This window comes from Gammaproteobacteria bacterium (assembly GCA_009845905.1).
Taxonomy (GTDB): Bacteria; Pseudomonadota; Gammaproteobacteria; order Steroidobacterales; family Foliamicaceae; genus Foliamicus.
This window is the reverse complement of the sequence record VXYS01000006.1, coordinates 44,935-61,595: the sequence shown is the minus strand read 5'-3', so window position 1 is coordinate 61,595 and position 16,661 is coordinate 44,935. Positions and strand designations below refer to the sequence as shown.

Genomic DNA, 16,661 nt, shown 5'->3' with positions numbered 1-16,661 from the left:
GGAAGCGGATAAAATTCGCCGTTTTGCGGGCGTTCGCCCGAAGCTTGGGACAGACCTTATGAACTATGTGTACAGCGCCATCGCCGCCGGGGCATTGGCGATTCTCTACGGGCTTGTGAGCACGCGCTGGGTGCTGAAGCTGGATGCGGGCAACGAGCGGATGCAGGAGATCGCCTCGGCGGTGCAGGTCGGGGCCAAGGCGTACCTGAACCGGCAGTACATGACGGTCGCCCTGGCGGGCCTGCCGCTGCTGCTGATCCTGGGCTTCGTGCTCGACTGGGCCGTGGCCGGCGGGTTTTTCCTCGGCGCCGCGTTTTCCGGCGCGGCCGGCTATATCGGCATGAACGTCTCGGTGCGGGCCAATTCGCGCACCGCCCAGGCCGCCCACAACGGAATGAACGCCGCGCTGGCGGTGGCCTTCCGCGGCGGAGCGATCACCGGAATGCTGGTCGTGGGACTGGCCCTGCTGGGCGTTGCCGGCTACTACCTGGTGCTGGACCGCGCGGGCATGGACACGGGCGACGTGCTGCATGCGCTGGTGGGGCTGGCCTTCGGCGGTTCGCTGATCTCGATCTTCGCGCGCCTGGGCGGCGGCATATTCACCAAGGGCGCGGACGTGGGCGCCGACCTGGTCGGCAAGGTCGAAGCCGGCATCCCCGAGGACGACCCCCGCAACCCGGCGGTGATCGCCGACAACGTTGGCGACAACGTGGGCGATTGCGCCGGAATGGCCGCCGACCTGTTCGAGACCTACGCCGTGACCGTCATCGCCACGATGCTGCTCGGCTACCTGACCATAGCGGAGGCGACCGACGCGGCGGTGCTGTACCCGCTGGCGATCGGCGCCGTATCGATCGTGGCCTCCATCATCGGCACCTTCGTCGTGCGCGCCGGCAAGGGCCAGGCGGTGATGACCGCGCTGTACAAGGGCGTGATCGTGGCCGCCGTGCTCGCGGCGATCGGGATCTGGTTCCTCACGCAACGGATGTGGGCCGACGCCGGCTCGTATCCGCCCGCCAGCCTGTTCGGTTCGGCGCTGATCGGCCTGGTGCTGACCGGCGTGATCATGTTCATCACCGACTACTACACCGGCACGCAGTTCTCGCCGGTGCGCAAGCTGGCCCAGGCCTCCTCGACCGGCCACGCCACCAACATCATCGCCGGGCTCGGCCTTTCGATGAAGGCCACCGCACTGCCGGTGCTGGCGGTCTGCCTGAGCATCCTGTTCACCTATCAGCTCGCCGGGCTGTACGGCATCGCGATCGCCGCCACGGCCATGCTTTCGATGACGGGGATGATCGTGGCGCTGGACGCCTTCGGGCCCATTACCGACAACGCCGGCGGCATCGCGGAAATGGCCGAAATGCCAGAGGAGATCCGCAACATCACCGACCCGCTGGACGCCGTCGGCAACACCACCAAGGCGGTCACCAAGGGCTACGCCATCGGCTCCGCCGGACTGGCGGCGCTGGTGCTGTTCGCGGACTACACCCACAACCTGCAGGCGGCGGGCAAGAGCTTCGTGTTCCGCCTCGACGACCCGGCCGTGATCATCGGCCTGTTCATCGGCGGCCTGATCCCGTACCTGTTCGGCGCGCTGGCGATGGAAGCCGTGGGACGCGCGGCCGGCAGCGTGGTGCAGGAAGTGCGCCGGCAGTTCCGTGAGATCGCGGGGATCATGGAAGGCACGGCCAAGCCCGACTACGGGCGCGCGGTGGACCTGCTCACCCGCGCGGCGATCCGCGAGATGATCGTGCCCTCGCTGCTGCCGGTGCTGGCGCCGGTGGTCCTGGTGCTGGTGATCGGCTGGCTGATGCCCGAGGGCGCGGGTGCGAGGGCGCTGGGCGGCATGCTGATCGGCTCGATCGTCACCGGGCTGTTCGTGGCGATCTCGATGACCACCGGGGGCGGCGCCTGGGACAATGCCAAGAAATACGTGGAGGACGGCGCGCTGGGCGGCAAGGGCTCGGAAGCGCACCACGCGGCGGTGACCGGCGATACCGTCGGCGACCCCTACAAGGACACCGCCGGCCCCGCCATCAACCCCCTGATCAAGATCGTCAACATCGTCGCGCTGCTCATCGCCCCCCTCCTGTAACCTAAGCACCATGGTTCAGGAGATGGATGCGCGGGCGAGGGAGCTGATGGTGCGCGGCCAGGTGCGGTGCTGGAGCGTGCTGGACGAGCGCGTGCTGTCCGTATTCAGCGATCTGCCTCGCGAGGACTTCGTGCCGGAGCAGTACCGTGCGCTGGCCTACGCCGACCTGGCGCTGCCGCTGCCCGGCGGCCAGGAAATGATGACGCCGTCCGTGGAGGGCCGGATCCTCCAGGCGCTCGACCTCAAGGCCGCCGACCGCGTACTGGAAGTCGGAACGGGCAGCGGCTGGCTTGCCGCCTGTCTGGCGCAGATGGCCGGCGAGGTGCACAGCCTGGAGATTTCCCCCGAGCTGCACGCCGGCGCGACGGAAAAGCTCTCGACGCTGGCGAACGTGAAAACAATCCGTGCCGATGCATTCGAGTGGAAGCCCGAATCCGACTATGACGCCATAGTCCTCACCGGCTCGATACCGCAGTACGACGACCGCTTCGAGCATTGGCTGGCCAGCGGCGGCCGGCTGTTCTGCATCGTGGGCCGGCAGCCGATCATGGAAGCGCTGCTGATCACTTCCGGCGAGTCACGAATCGAGGAATCCCTGTTTGAAACCGTAACCACTCCGCTTGCGAACGCTCCACAACCCGATCCCTTCCGGTTTTAGATCGGCAGCGGCAAGAGGGTAGAATCCACACGTTCATGTCGGCGGCCCCTTCCCCTATGAAGAAGTTCATCCTGCTCGCCGCGCTCGCGGCCCTGATCGGCGTGCCCCTTCCGGGATCGTCGGACAACCTGCTTGAGGTGTATGAAAAGGCGCGCATGAGCGACCCGCTGCTGCGCGAGGCCGAGGCCCGCCTGATGGCTTCGCGGGAAGTCCGGTCGCAGGCCCGCAGCGTTCTTTTCCCGGAAATCGACGCAAACGCCGATTACTCCCGCCAGGACAGCCGCGCGACCCTGCTGTTCTACGCGCCCACGCCGACCGGCGAATTCGCCCCGATCATCGAATCCAGCACCACCGACGCCAAGTCCACCGGCTGGGGCTTCACATTGAACCAGACCATCTTCGACTGGGCCGCCATCGTTGCGCTGGGCGCTTCGAACGACGTGCTGGCGCAGGGCGAAGCGGACTTCGAAGCCGCGCTGCAGGAATCCATGCTGCGCACGGCACAGGCCTATTTCGCGGTGCTGGGCGCGCAGGACGAGCTCACCTCGCAGAGCGCCAACCGCACGGCCATCGCCCGCCAGCTGGAACAGGCCCAGAAGCGTTTCGAGGTGGGCCTGATCGCGATCACCGACGTGCAGGAAGCGCAGGCCGCGCACGATCAGGCGGTAGCCGCCGAGATCGCCGCCAAGCGGTCGCTGGCCACGGCCGAGGAGCAACTGCGGGAGATCGTGGGGTCGCCCATGCCGGTGGCCAGCCTGACCCGTCCGGGCGAAGGCATGCCGCTGCCGCTGCCTTCGCCCAACGTGGAGCAATCGTGGGTCGACACCGCGCTGCAGCAGAACCCCAGCCTGATCTCGGCGCGCATGGCGGCGTCCATCGCCGATGCGGAGGTCAGGCTGCGCCGCTCCGATTACCTTCCCACGCTGGAAATCGTCGCGAACGTGAACGGCAGCAGCGGCGACCGCGAGCGGGTGTTCCGCGGCATGGGGGCGGACTACCGCGACAGTTTCCGCAGCGACTCCATCCGGTTGCAGCTTTCCGTGCCGATTTTCGATGGCTTCAACAGGAACTCCAGGGTCCGCGAGGCCAGGTTCCTGCACCGCGCCTCTACCGAGCGACTCGAGGGCGTGGAGAGGGCGGTCGTGCGCCAGACCCGCGACGCCTTCCTGGGCGTCAGTTCGGAAATTTCGCGCGTCAATGCGCTGCGCCAGGCCGTCGCATCCAGTCAGACCGCGCTGCGGGCCACCGAGGCCGGCTATGAGATCGGCACCCGCACCATCGTGGACGTGCTGGATGCGCGCCGCAACCTGGTTCAGGCCGAGACCAATTACGCGCGCAGCCGCTACGACTTCATCATCAACGTGCTCAGCCTGAAGAGCGCCGCAGGCATCCTCACCGAGGAGGACCTGGCCGAAGTCAGCCGCTGGATGGAGCAGGCCGAGGCGGAAGAAGCGGCTCAATAAGACCGAGCGTCTCCTCCAGCACGTCCTCCCCCGCCGCCAGGCAGTTCCTGGCCGCCTCTCCCGCGCTGCGCTGCGCAAGTTCGCTGTCCAGAAGCCGGGCCAGCCGCCCGGCCAGTTCGCGAGCGTCATGCACGCGGAACAGCGCTCCGGCCTCGCTCAGCAGGCGGGCCGTGTCCCGCGTCTGGAACAGGTGCGGGCCGGTCAGCACCGGCAGACCGAAGGCGGCCGGCTCCAGCAGGTTATGCCCGCCCACCCTCGCGATGCTGCCGCCCACGAAGGCCACGTCGGCGGCGGCGTAGAAGGCGTTCATCTCGCCCAGGGTATCCAGCAGGAACACCTGGGCGCCGGGCGGAGGGGAACCGTCGCCGGAGCGGACACCGAAATCGAGGCCGCTCTGCTTCAGCAACGCGTGCACCGCCGCGAAGCGCTCGCGATGGCGCGGCGCAATGATCAGCAGCGCGTCTTCCCGGCCGGCCAGCACCTGGCGATGCGCATCCAGGGCCACGTTCTCCTCCGGTTCGTGGGTGCTGGCGGCAATCCACACGGGCCGTTCCCGACCGATCGACCGGCGAATTTCCGCGCCGCGTTCGAGCACGCCGGCTTCCGGTCGGAAATGAAACTTGAGGTTGCCGGTCACCCGCACGTCCAGGCCGTCGGGACCGAGTTCCGCGAAGCGCTGCGCGTCCTCTTCGCTTTGCGCGCCGACCACCCGCACGGCCCGCAAGGCCGCCGAGACGAGCCCGCGCACGCGCCGGTAGCGGGCATGGGAACGCTCCGAAAGCCGGGCGCTCACGATCACCAGGGGCACGCCAGCGGACCGGCAGGCCGCGTACAGGCCGGGCCAGATCTCGGTTTCCAGGATGACGCCCAGTGCGGGGCGCGCCGCGCGCAGGAAGCGCCGGTTGACGACGCCCAGGTCCAGCGGCAGAAAGCAATGAGACTGCGATTCGCGCAGGCGGCCCTGAATGGCCGCCGAACCGGCCGGCGTGAAGGCCGTCAGCAGCATGGGCAGATCCGGGCGGCGAGCGCGCATTTCCCCGGCCACGACCGAAAGCGCACCGGTCTCGCCGAGCGACGAGCCGTGCAGCCAAACGCCTCCCGCAGGCAGTTGCGGAGTCCTGACAGTCCAGCGTTCGGACAGCCGGCGGCGCCAGCCGGGGTCGCGTGCGGACCGCGCCAGCATGTAACCGCACATGGCGGGCGCGGCAATCCAGGACAGCGCGCCGTAAGCACCCAGCACCGCCTTCTCGCGCACGTTCATCCGCTCTTGCGCCGCCCGCACCGCCCCTTACCCCGTCCTGCCGGGAGACGCATTAATCCGTCCATGGAGCTTGGTTCCGCCATCCCTGGCTCACACACTCCCGGCAGGACGGGGTAAGGGGCGGTGCTCAGGTTGCGTCATTCGCGGGTGAGGCGCTCGAGGAGGGTGGTGGTGGAGAGGCCGTCGCGGTACGGGAGTACGACGACGCGGCCGCCCAGGCGCTCGACGGCATCGCCGCCGGCGATTTCTTCCGGCTTGTAATCGCCTCCCTTCGCCAGCACAAGAGGGCCAACCTCCTCGATCAGCGCGGCCGGCGTGTCTTCGCCGAAGGGCACGACCCAGTCCACGCTGCCCAGCGCGGCCAGCACCGCCATGCGCTGATCGAGCGGCACGAGCGGGCGCGAGCCCCCTTTCAGCCTGCGCACCGATTGGTCGTCGTTGACCGCCACCATCAGGCGGTCGCCCAGCGCCCGCGCTTCGGCCAGGCAGGCGGTATGGCCTGCGTGCAGCAGGTCGAAGCAGCCGTTGGTCATGACCAGGGTCCTGCCCGAGTCGCGCAGCCGCCGGCCGATGGCCGCGGCCTCCGCAGCATCGACGATCGCGGAGCCGGCCGTTCCCGGCTCGCGAAGTTCCTCGGCGAGGTCGCGCAGACGAATCGGCGCCACGCCCACGCGGCGCACAACCACGCCGGCGGCGACGTTGGCCAGGTGCGCCGAATCCTCCAGTTCCGCGCCGACCGCGAGACCGGCGGCCAGCACCGCCGTCACGGTGTCGCCGGCGCCGGTGACGTCGTAGACCTCCCTGGTGCGGGCGGGCATGTGACGGGAAGGCCCGGCGGCCGGCGCCACCAGCAATCCCTGGTCGCCCAGCGTAACCACCATACTGCCGATCTCGAGCAGCGAGCAAACCCGCTGCGCCCGCGAGGCCATCTCCTCAGGCGTCTCCCCCGATCCCCCCAGGGCCGCCTCGAATTCGGCGCGGTTCGGCGTCAGAAGGCCGGCGCCACGATAGGTCCCGAAATCGGTGGACTTGGGATCCACCAGGACCGGCGTTCCGCCGGCGCGCGCGGCCTCGATCAGCGTGCCGGCGTCGGCCAGGCTGCCCTTGGCATAGTCCGACAGCACCACCGCCGAACACCCGGCCAGCAATTCGGCATAGCGCACCATCAGGCGCGAGGCGTCATCGGCGCCGAAAGGCGTTTCGCGGTCCAGCCGGATGACCTGCTGATTGCGGCTCAGGACCCGAAGCTTGCGGACGGTCGGGCGAGACTCCGAATGCAGCCATTCGCAGGTCACGCCGGCGCCCCGCATCGCGGCGTCCAGCGCCTCGGCCTCGTCGTCCTTGCCGACAATTCCCAGCAGCGTCACTTGCGCGCCCAGCCCGGCCAGGTTGCAGGCCACGTTGGCCGCGCCGCCCGGACGGTAATCGCGGCTTTCGACCCGCACGACGGGCGCCGGCGCTTCAGGCGAAATGCGCGTTGCCGTCCCCAGCCAGTACTCGTCGAGCATGACGTCGCCCGCCACCAGGATGTGTGCTTTCGAGTAGTCGGGAATCACGGCACGGGCAATTATCGCAACATCCCGCAACCGGGCAAATCTCGCGAGCAGTGCTGGCTAATCGAACAGACCGGGCAGCCCCAGCGAGATGGAGGGAACCGCGGTCACCAGCAACAGCACAACGAGCATCGCGCAATAGAAGGGCCAGATGGAGCGCAGGCTCTTCTCTATCGTGATGCCGCCCACCGCGCAGCCCACGAACAGGACCGCCCCCACCGGCGGCGTGACCAGGCCGATGCCCAGATTCAGGATCATCACGACGCCGAATTGCACCGGGTCCATGCCGAGCTGGGTCGCCACCGGCAGGAAGATCGGCGTGGTGATGATGATCAGCGGCGCCATGTCCATGAAAGTGCCCAGCATCAGCAGGATCAGGTTGATGATCAGGAACAGCACCAGCGGGTTCTCGCTGATGCCCAGCAGCGCCTCCGACATGCGCAACGGCACCTCCGCGACCGCCATCAGCCAGCCGAAGGCCGAGGCCGCGGCAATGATCAGCATCACGATGGCCGTGGTCCTTACGGCATTGCGGGTGGCCGTCACGAACTTCGACCAGTTCAGGCTTCGATAGACGAGGACCGCGATGACGACCGTATAGACGACGGCGATCGCCGAAGATTCGGTGGCGGTGAACACGCCCGACAGGATTCCGCCCACGATGATGATCGCGGAAAGCAGGCCGGGCGCGGCTTGCATGAAGGCAACGAGGAGTTGGCGCCACCCCGGGAAAGCGCCGCCCGGATAACCGCGCCTGACGGCAACCAGCCAGGTGGCGGCCATCAGGGCGAGGCCCAGCAGTATTCCCGGCAGCACGCCGGCGAGAAACAACGAAACGATGGAAACGCTGCCGCCCGCCGCGATCGAGTAGATGATCATGTTGTGCGAGGGCGGTATGAGCAGACCCGTGGCCGAGCCGGTCGCGGTGACGTTGACCGCGAAATCCCGCGTGTAACCCTTCTCGCGCATGATCGGGGTCAATGCCGATCCCATCGCGGAAACGCTGGCTACGGCCGAACCCGAGACCGCGCCGAACATCATGCAGGAGAGCACGCTCACCTGCCCCAGCCCGCCCCGGGCCCTGCCCAGCATCGATTCCGCGAGGCGCACCAGTTTCGCCGCGATGCCCGACTGGTTCATGAGTTCGCCGGCGAATATGAAGAAAGGAATGGCGAGCAGCGCGAACACGTCGATGCCGGCCGCCATCCGCTGGAAGGCCACGATCAGGGGAATGTCCAGGTACAGCAGCGTGGCCAGCGCCGACAGGCCGAGACAGAAGGCGACCGGCACTCCCAGGGCCAGCAGGACCACGAAGGTACCGAACAGGATCGCTAGCTCCATGGGTCGGCATCCCTCCTTGCGAGAAAAACGTTCAGGCAGTTGACGCAGGCGAACAGCATCATGAGTACGCCGCACACGACGAACGGCCAGTAGGCCACCGACCGGGATATGCCCAGCGTGGGGATGATGTGCGTTGCCGTGTAGTCAACCAGCGCCATTCCGTTGAAGGCCATGGCGGCGCCGAATACTAGGATCAGCACCTGGCCGAAAACGAAAACGGCCCGCCGCGATTGCATCGGCAGCCTGGTCACCAGCCACCGGAATCCCAGGTGGAATTTCTCGTACACGCCCACGGCCGCGGCCAGCAGCACAAAACTGACCATCACGATCAGGGCGGCCGCTTCGGACCAGGGCGGGCTGTCGTTCAGCACGTAGCGCGCGAACACCTGCCAGGCGATCACCAGCGTCATCGCGACCAGTCCGGCGGCGGCGACCTTCAGGACGAAATCGGCAACCTTCCCGATCGCACGGTCCAGCCGCTGCTCAAGGCGCCGCACGGATTCTCTCCACCAGGTTCTCGAGCTTCGGATCCTTCAGGTACTGTTCATACAGCGGCTGCATCGCGTCCATGAAGGGTTGCTTGTCGACGTTGTCGACAATCTGCACGCCGGCTTCCACCATGGCGTTGCGGGATATCGTCACTCGCGCGTCCCAGAGTTCGCGCATCACCGGCACCGATTCCTTTGCCGCCCGGCGGATCAGGGCCTGGTCCTCCGGGGACAGTTTCCGCCACCGGTAGCGGGACATGAGCAGCACTTCGGGCACCATCACATGCTGGGTTACGCTGTAGTACGGCGCCACTTCAAAGTGCCGGGAGGACTCGTAGGAAGGCCAGTTGTTCTCCGCCGCTTCGATCGTTCCCAGGGCCAGCGACTCGTACACCTGTCCGAACCCCATGGGCGTGGCGTTGCCGCCCAGCGTCGCGATCATGTCCACGAAGACTTCCGAATTCATCACCCGGACTTTCATTCCCCGAATGTCGGCCGGCGAGTGGATCGGGCGGAGGTTGTTGTACATGCTGCGCGCGCCGGCGTCGTAGTAGCACAGCCCCACCAGCCCGTGGACCTCCAGGGCGGCAAGTATTTCATCGCCGATCGGACCGTCGAGGACGCGCCGCATGTGTTCCGTGGAACGAAACAGAAACGGCAGCGAATACACGCCGGTCTCCGGGGCGATCGAATTGAGCGGAGCGATGCTGGTGCGGCTGATGTCGATGCCGCCGAAGATCGTCATCTCCAGCATGTCGCGCTCGTCGCCGAGTTGGGCCCCAGGGTAAATCTTGACCTGGATTCGGCCGCCGGTTTCCCGGTCGAGCACAGCCGCCATGGCTTCCATGCCGCGGACGGTCGGGTAACCGGCGTCCTGGACATCGGCGGCCCGCAGCCGGATGATCTCCTGCGCATCCGCGAGCGGTCCGGCAAGCGCCAGCAATGCACCGAGCCACAAGGCCACTGCGGACTTCATGCTCTCAGCGCCCCATCCAGCCGCCGTCAACGAGCACGATGCTGCCGTTCACGTAGTCCGAGGCCCGCGAAGCCAGGAACACGGCCGCGCCCTTGAAATCGTCCGGCGTTCCCCAGCGGCCCTGCGGGATCCGCTCCAGGATCGACCTGGACCGCTGCGCATCCTCGCGCAGGGCCTCGGTGTTGTCGGTCTCCACGTAACCGGGCGCGATGCCGTTGATGTTCAAGCCCTTGCCCGCCCATTCATTCGAGAGCGCCATTATGAGTTGCTTGAGCCCGCCCTTGCTGGCTGTATAACCGGGAACGGTGATCCCGCCCTGAAACGACAGCAGCGAGGCCGTGAAGATGATCTTGCCCGAGCCCCTTTCGACCATGTCGCGGCCCAATTCGCGGCTCAGGATGAACTGGGCGCTCAGGTTCACCTCCAGCACCCGGTCCCAGCAGTCGTCGCCATGCTCCACGACAGGCGCCCGCCCAATCGTCCCGGCGTTGTTCACGAGCACATCCGGCGCGCCGTGCCGTTCCCGGACATCCGCAATGAACTCGTAGAGCCGGGCCCGCTGCCCGAAGTCGCATTGATAGGCGCTGAAGGTCCGGCCGGCCTTTCCGACGGCCTCTTCAACCTCCGATCCGGAGGTTTCGAGCGTGGCTGAAACGCCGATGATGTCCGCACCCGCCTCGGCAAGCCCGATGGCCATCGACTTGCCGATGCCGCGCCTGCAACCCGTAACCAGCGCGGTCTTGCCGCGAAGATCGAACAGATCGTTCACTGCGGCGCCGTCCTGTAAAGGGGGCTAGCGTCGTGTCCGGGACACGAGGCTAGTTACACTTCGAATCGCCGCAGTTGAGGCAGGTCAGGCAGCCGTCCATCATCACGACGGCGGCGGTGTGGCAGCGCCCGCAAAGCTGCGCGCCGGCGGGGAAGGAGTTCCGGGCGAATGCGTCCTCCTGGCGCTGGGCGTCCTCGAAGTCCTGCCGCTTGGCTTCCAGCGCCCGGCGCTCGGCCGGGTCGAGCGAGTGCTCGCCGAGAAATCCGATCCGCTCCAGATGGTCGCCCACCACGCAGCCCAGTTCGGCGATGATCGACGGCATGTACACGCCGCCGGGTTGCCAGTAGCCGCCGCGCGGATCGAACACGGCCTTGAGCTCGTCCACCAGGAAGGCCACGTCGCCGCCCTTGCGGAACACGGCCGACATGACCCGGGTCAGCGCCACGATCCACTGGTAGTGATCGAGGTTCTTGGAATTGATGAAGATCTCGAACGGCCGCCGGCGCTCGTCGGCCGTACCCTCGTTCAGAATGATGTCGTTGATGGTCACGTACATGGCGTGATCGGACACCGGAGTCTTGACCTTGTAGGTCGTGCCTTCCAGGCGCTCCGGGCGCTCCAGGCCCTCGTGCATGCGCACAACCTTGCCGTCCTCGCTGGCGCTGAGCGGCAGGCGCGCGGCGGGCGCCCTGGGCGCCTCGGGCTTGGCGGGCGCCTCGGGAGCGGGGGCGGGTTGTTCGGCGGCGGCCGCCTCCGAAGCGTCAGGTTGCTCGACGCGGTAGCCGACGATCTTGCCGGCGATTTTCCTGGCGGTATCTGTCATTGTTCAGAATTTCCCGTAGTAGCCTTCCTTGAGCGCGTCGAAGAGGTTGGCGGCGGTATGCACCTGGCCGTCGTACTCGACTTCCTCGTCGCCGGCGAACCGGACCTCGCTGCCGTCTTCGAGCTGGAAGACGTAGAAGGTGCTCTTCAGGTCCTTTTCCTTGACCAGCACGCCCTGGAAGGCGGTGGGGTTGAAGCGGAAGGTGGTGCAGCCCTTCAGGCCGCTCTTCCAGGCCTCGATGTAGATGTCCTTGAACCGGTCGTACGGGTAGTCGGACGGCACGTTGGCGGTCTTGGAGATGGACGAATCGACCCATTTCTGGGCCGCGCCCTGGATCGCGACGTGTTCCGACGGCGAAACGTCGTCGGCCGTAACGAAGTAGTCGGGCAGCGCCTGCTCGCCCTCGCCTTCGGGATTGGCCCCGGGATTGATCCGCTCGCGGTAGGCGAGCAGTTCATACGAGTAAACGGGCACCTTCTCCTTGGTCTTGCGCCCCTCCCGGATCACGTTGCGGAAATAGTGGTGGGCGAAGCTGGGCTCGATGCCGTTGCTGGCGTTATTGCCCAGCGACAGCGAGATGGTGCCGGTGGGCGCGATCGACGAATGATGGGTAAAGCGCGCGCCGTCCTCGGCGATGGCGGCCACCAGTTCGGGGTCCTCGCCGGCCACGCGCTGCATGTAGCGGCTGTAGCGCGCCATCAACACCTTGCCGGGCAGCCTGTCGCCGGCCCTGACGCCGTCTTCGGCCATTTCGGGACGGCGGCGCAGCATCTGCGGGGTCACCTCGAACTCCTCGTCCATGATCGGCGCCGGACCCTTCTCGCGCGCCAGCTCCAGGCCCACGCGCCATCCGGTCACGGCCAGTTCGCGCGCGACCCGCTCGGTAAATCCGGTGGAGTCGTCGCCGCCGTAGCGGATGCGCAGCATGGTGAGCGTCGATCCCAACCCCAGAAAGCCCATGCCGTGGCGCCGCTTGCGCAGGATTTCGCTGACCTGGGTGTCGAGCGGCAGGCCGTTGATCTCCACGACGTTGTCGAGCATGCGGGTGAAGATCGCCACGACCGCGTTGAACTCGTCCCAGTCGAACCAGGCCCCTTCCGTGAACGGTTCGCGCACGAAGCGGGTCAGGTTCACGGAACCGAGAAGGCAGGCGCCGTACGGCGGCAGGGGCTGCTCGCCGCAGGGGTTGGTGGCGCGGATGTTCTCCACGTACCAGTTGTTGTTCATCTCGTTGACGCGGTCGATCAGGATGAAGCCGGGCTCGGCGAAGTCGTAGGTGGACTGCATGATGAGATCGAACAGTTCCCGGGCCGGGAGGGTTCCATAGACCTTGCAGGCCACCCGCCCTTCCCTGTCCGTGATATAGCCTTCCGTTACCGGCCAGTCGCGCCAGACGACGGCCTGGCCGTCGGTCAGATCGACATCGTCCTCCTCGGCCTCCAGCGGGTCCAGCGGGAAGGCCAGCACCCAGTCGCCCTCGGACTCGACGGCCTGCATGAACTCGTCGGTGATCATCAGCGACAGGTTGAACTGCCTCAGGCGCCCGTCCTCGCGCTTGGCCGTGATGAACTCCTTGACGTCGGGATGACCGACGTCGAAGGTGCCCATCTGCGCGCCGCGGCGTCCGCCCGCGGACGACACCGTGAAGCAGACCTTGTCGTAGATGTCCATGAACGACAGCGGCCCCGAGGTATAGGCGCCGGCGCCGGCCACGTAGGCGCCGCGCGGACGCAGCGTGGAGAACTCGTAGCCGATGCCGCAGCCGGCCTTGAGCGTCAGCCCCGCTTCGTGCGCCATCTCCAGGATGCCGTTCATCGAGTCGCGCACGGTGCCCGACACGGTGCAGTTGATCGTGGACGTGGCCGGCTTGTGCTCCTGGGCGCCGGCGTTGGAGACGATCCTGCCGGCGGGGACCGCGCCGTGGCTCAGGGCCCAGAGGAAGGACTCGAACCACTTCTCGCGGACGTCCTCGGGTTCGACTTCGGCCAGGGTGCGCGCCACCCGGGCGTGGGTGGCGTGAACGTCTTCGTCGAGGACTTCGCCTTTCTTGGTCTTTAACCGGTATTTGGAATCCCAGATGTCGAGGGAGGCTGGCTGTAAGGAAATCTCCTCTCTGTCATCGCCGAAATGTGCCAGCTTGACCGGTTGCCCCATAGACTCCCCCAATATTTTCCGCTTTCCGTTCCCAGACTGCGGAAACCGGAAAGTCGCGTGCGCTGTCCCCTTGATCCAGCGTTATTTCAGCGCTGACCTGAGCGAATTTTTAACCCCCGCGATTGGCAATTGCAACAGCCGCTCTGGATTACAATGAAACCGCCGTTTTCCGACGAGCGGGCCGCCGGCGCGGCGCGACTGTTTGCGGCATATGCGCATCAATTGGGATACTTCGCCAATGCAATTTACTGACATACGGAACAGGAAGATGAGACGCAGGATCTTGATCGGACTATCGACGCTGGCGTTGGTCCTTGCCGGCGCGGGCGCATTGCTGTCGGGCGGCGCGCCGACGCCCTCGTACGCCCAGGAACGAACGGCCCCGGCCTCGTTGCCGCTGGAACTGGACGGACAGGCCTTTCCCAGCCTGGCGCCGCTGGTCCAGGCCACCACGCCGGCGGTCGTGAGCATCGCAATAGCCCGGCCGGCCAGGAGTTTCCGCAGCCCCTTCCAGGGCGACCCCTTCTTCGAGCGCTTCTTCGGCAACCCGCGCCGCCGGCAGCAGCCCCAGCAACAGCAGCAGGAGCCGCAGCCGCAGCCCACGGGTTCCGGCGTGATCGTGGACGCCGGACGCGGGCTGGTGCTCACCAATCATCACGTGATCCAGAACGCGTCCGAGATCGAAGTGACCCTGAGCGACGGCCGGACCATCGCCGCCTCGGTGGTGGGATCGGACGCCGGCACCGACGTGGCCGTGCTGGAACTGGACGAGGCGGACGACCTGACCGAGATGCCGCTGGGCGATTCCGAAGCGGTGCAGGTGGGCGACTTCGTGGTGGCCATCGGCAATCCGTTCGGCCTGACCCACACCGTGACCTCCGGCATCGTCAGCGCGGTGGGCCGGTCCATCCCGCGGGCCCGCGCAGCGGGTGCGCCCAGCCCCATCGAGGACTTCATCCAGACCGACGCGTCGATCAATCCCGGCAACTCCGGCGGCGCGCTGGTGAACATGCGCGGCGAACTGGTCGGCATCCCCTCCAACATCCTGTCCCGCTCCGGCGGCAACATCGGCATCGGCTTCGCCATTCCGACCTCCATCGCGCGCGAGATCATGCGCCAACTGGTGGAATTCGGTGAAATCCGGCGCGGCCGCCTGGGCGTGTTCGTGCAGGACGTGAGCGAGGACGTGGCCCAGGCGCTGGACCTGGCCTCCTCGGCCGGCGCCTTCGTCAGCGAGGTCATTCCGGACTCGGCCGCGGAGGAAGCCGGAATCGAACCGGGCGACGTGATCGTCAGGGTGAACGACAAGGAAATCGAGGGCAGCAGCGATCTGGTCAATACCGTCGGCCTGCGTTCCGTGGGCGAAGAGGTGTCGCTGCAGATCGTCGGCAAGGACGGCCAGCTCAAGCTGGTCGAGGTGGTTCTGGGAGGCATGGTGACCTCCAGCGGCGACGAGGTCCATCCGGCCCTGGCCGGCGCCACGCTGGTCAACGGCCAGGAGGGCGGTTACCAGGGAATCCTGGTGGAATCCATCGCACCCGGCAGCGCCGCCGAGAACAGCGGCCTTGAGGCCGAGGACGTGATCTTCCGGGTCAACCGCACCGACGTGCGCAACGTGGAGCAGATGAAGGCGGCGGCCGAAAACCGGTCCTTGCTGGTGCTCCATCTCGCCCGCGGCAACCGCAGGGTCGTCATCACGGTGCGGGGCTAGCCGGCCCTGCGGCCGCATCCGCACCCGTCCTTCCGGAACACGCCGGCAAGCACATCCCTGTGGGCTCTCCTCAGCCATCCCTGGCTTCGGAAGGTTCCGGAAGGACGGGTGCGGATGCGGCCTTTAGCAGCGCATAGCCCAGCATGAAGTCATACCTGGTAGGGGGCGCGGTACGGGACCGGCTCCTCGGCCTTGAGGTGCGCGAGCGCGACTGGGTGGTGGTGGGAACCACCGCCGATGAACTCCTCAAGCAGGGTTACAAGGAGATCGGGCGCTCGTTTCCCGTTTTCCTGCACCCGGATACGCAGGAGGAATACGCGCTGGCGCGGCGCGAAACCAAGACCGCTCCCGGCTACCGGGGTTTCGAGGTCGATTTCGGCCCCGAGGTCACGCTTGAGGAAGACCTGCTGCGGCGCGACCTGACCATCAACGCGATGGCCGAGGACAACGACGGGCGCCTTGTGGACCCCCACGGCGGCGAGCGGGACCTCGCGGAGAAAGTGCTGCGGCACGTTTCGCCCGCATTTCGCGAAGACCCGGTGCGGATCCTGCGCGTCGCCCGCTTCGCGGCGCGCTTCGATGGCCTGGGTTTTGCGATTGCCGCGGATACGATGGCGCTGATGGGCGAAATGGTGTCACGGGGCGAGGCGGCGGCGCTGGTGCCGGAGCGCGTCTGGCAGGAGACGGTGCGGGCATTGGGCGAGGACGCGCCGCAGCGCTTCTTCGAGGTATTGCGCGAATGCGGCGCCCTGAAGGTTATTTTTCCGGAGATCGACCGCCTCTGGGGGGTGCCGCAACCGAAACGCTGGCACCCGGAGATCGATACCGGTGTGCACGTAATGATGGTGCTCGAGCAGGCGGCCCGTTTTTCGCCCAGCGTGGAAGTGCGGTTTGCGGCGCTCACCCACGATCTCGGCAAGGGGGTCACGCCCGAGCAGTACTGGCCGCGGCACAGCGGGCACGAGGCGGCCAGCGTGCGCCTGGTGGGCGAGATGTGCGAACGGCTGGGCGCGCCGAAGCGGTTCCGGACGCTGGCGGAAAAGGTCGCGCGCTACCACGGCGTCTGCCACCGCGCCGACGAACTGCGTCCCGACACGAAGCTCAAGGTGCTGGAATCGCTGGGTGCGTTTCGGGCCGACAGCCTGCTGGAGGATTTCCTGGTGGCCTGCGAGGCGGACTACCGCGGCCGCCTGGGCATGACCGAGGACGCCTATCCCGCCGCCGACGTTTTCCGCCGCGCCTTCGCCGCCGCGAGCGCCGTTTCGGGCGCGGACCTGGCCGACGAAGGCTACGAAGGCGCCCGCCTGGGCGACGAGCTGCGCCGCCGCCGCATCGCCGCCATCGCAGAAACCTGACCCTGAGAAGC

Annotated in this window: 13 protein-coding genes; 5 read left to right on the top strand and 8 right to left on the bottom strand. The window is 67.1% G+C overall.

Translation table 11 applies throughout. The features are described from left to right. The first annotated feature begins 58 nt into the window (after window positions 1-58). From F4036_05810 to F4036_05800, 3 genes are read left to right on the top strand one after another with little or no spacing between them, the layout of a single operon-like run. Window positions 59-2,098, top strand: a complete 2,040-nt coding sequence (locus F4036_05810; GenBank protein MYK37257.1) for a sodium-translocating pyrophosphatase — start codon at window positions 59-61, stop codon at window positions 2,096-2,098. A 10-nt stretch (window positions 2,099-2,108) separates the two neighbouring features. Further along, complete coding sequence (locus F4036_05805) at window positions 2,109-2,756, top strand: protein-L-isoaspartate O-methyltransferase (GenBank protein MYK37256.1); 648 nt, start codon at window positions 2,109-2,111, stop codon at window positions 2,754-2,756. A gap of 35 nt (window positions 2,757-2,791) precedes the next feature. Continuing rightward, complete coding sequence (locus tag F4036_05800) at window positions 2,792-4,219, top strand: TolC family outer membrane protein (protein ID MYK37255.1); 1,428 nt, start codon at window positions 2,792-2,794, stop codon at window positions 4,217-4,219. Here the strand turns inward: F4036_05800 and F4036_05795 are convergent. The 8 genes from F4036_05795 to F4036_05760 form a co-directional block, all read right to left on the bottom strand. Next, window positions 4,173-5,501 carry a 3-deoxy-D-manno-octulosonic acid transferase gene (locus tag F4036_05795; protein ID MYK37254.1) on the bottom strand — a complete coding sequence of 443 codons (1,329 nt, stop codon included), beginning with the start codon at window positions 5,499-5,501 and terminating at the stop codon, window positions 4,173-4,175. The two genes, F4036_05800 and F4036_05795, sit on opposite strands and share 47 nt — an antisense overlap. A 116-nt stretch (window positions 5,502-5,617) precedes the next feature. After that, the gene (gene hldE, locus F4036_05790; protein ID MYK37253.1) at window positions 5,618-7,036 is read right to left on the bottom strand and encodes a bifunctional D-glycero-beta-D-manno-heptose-7-phosphate kinase/D-glycero-beta-D-manno-heptose 1-phosphate adenylyltransferase HldE; all 1,419 of its coding nucleotides are present in this window, start codon (window positions 7,034-7,036) and stop codon (window positions 5,618-5,620) included. Window positions 7,037-7,093: 57 nt separating this feature from the next. After that, entirely contained in the window at window positions 7,094-8,374 is a 1,281-nt protein-coding gene (locus F4036_05785) for a TRAP transporter large permease (GenBank protein MYK37252.1), read from the bottom strand. Beyond that, the gene (locus F4036_05780; protein MYK37251.1) at window positions 8,365-8,871 is read right to left on the bottom strand and encodes a TRAP transporter small permease; all 507 of its coding nucleotides are present in this window, start codon (window positions 8,869-8,871) and stop codon (window positions 8,365-8,367) included. Before F4036_05780 ends, F4036_05785 begins: the two co-directional genes overlap by 10 nt. Beyond that, window positions 8,858-9,838 (bottom strand): TRAP transporter substrate-binding protein, encoded by a 981-nt coding sequence (locus F4036_05775; protein MYK37250.1) that lies wholly within the window; start codon window positions 9,836-9,838, stop codon window positions 8,858-8,860. The genes F4036_05780 and F4036_05775 overlap by 14 nt, the downstream gene beginning before the upstream one ends. A gap of 4 nt (window positions 9,839-9,842) precedes the next feature. Beyond that, window positions 9,843-10,607, bottom strand: a complete 765-nt coding sequence (locus F4036_05770; GenBank protein MYK37249.1) for an SDR family oxidoreductase — start codon at window positions 10,605-10,607, stop codon at window positions 9,843-9,845. Window positions 10,608-10,656: 49 nt separating this feature from the next. Then, complete coding sequence (locus F4036_05765; GenBank protein ID MYK37248.1) at window positions 10,657-11,430, bottom strand: NrdJb; 774 nt, start codon at window positions 11,428-11,430, stop codon at window positions 10,657-10,659. Between the two features lie 3 nt (window positions 11,431-11,433). Beyond that, window positions 11,434-13,584: an adenosylcobalamin-dependent ribonucleoside-diphosphate reductase gene (locus F4036_05760; GenBank protein MYK37247.1), complete on the bottom strand. Its 2,151-nt coding sequence runs from the start codon at window positions 13,582-13,584 to the stop codon at window positions 11,434-11,436. A 211-nt stretch (window positions 13,585-13,795) separates the two neighbouring features. Between F4036_05760 and F4036_05755 the strand changes: the two genes are divergently transcribed. Both F4036_05755 and F4036_05750 read left to right on the top strand, forming a co-directional pair. Next, on the top strand, window positions 13,796-15,295 hold the full coding sequence (locus tag F4036_05755; protein ID MYK37246.1) for a Do family serine endopeptidase: 1,500 nt from the start codon (window positions 13,796-13,798) through the stop codon (window positions 15,293-15,295). Window positions 15,296-15,438: 143 nt separating this feature from the next. Then, entirely contained in the window at window positions 15,439-16,650 is a 1,212-nt protein-coding gene (locus tag F4036_05750) for a multifunctional CCA addition/repair protein (GenBank protein MYK37245.1), read from the top strand. The last annotated feature ends 11 nt before the right edge of the window (window positions 16,651-16,661 follow it).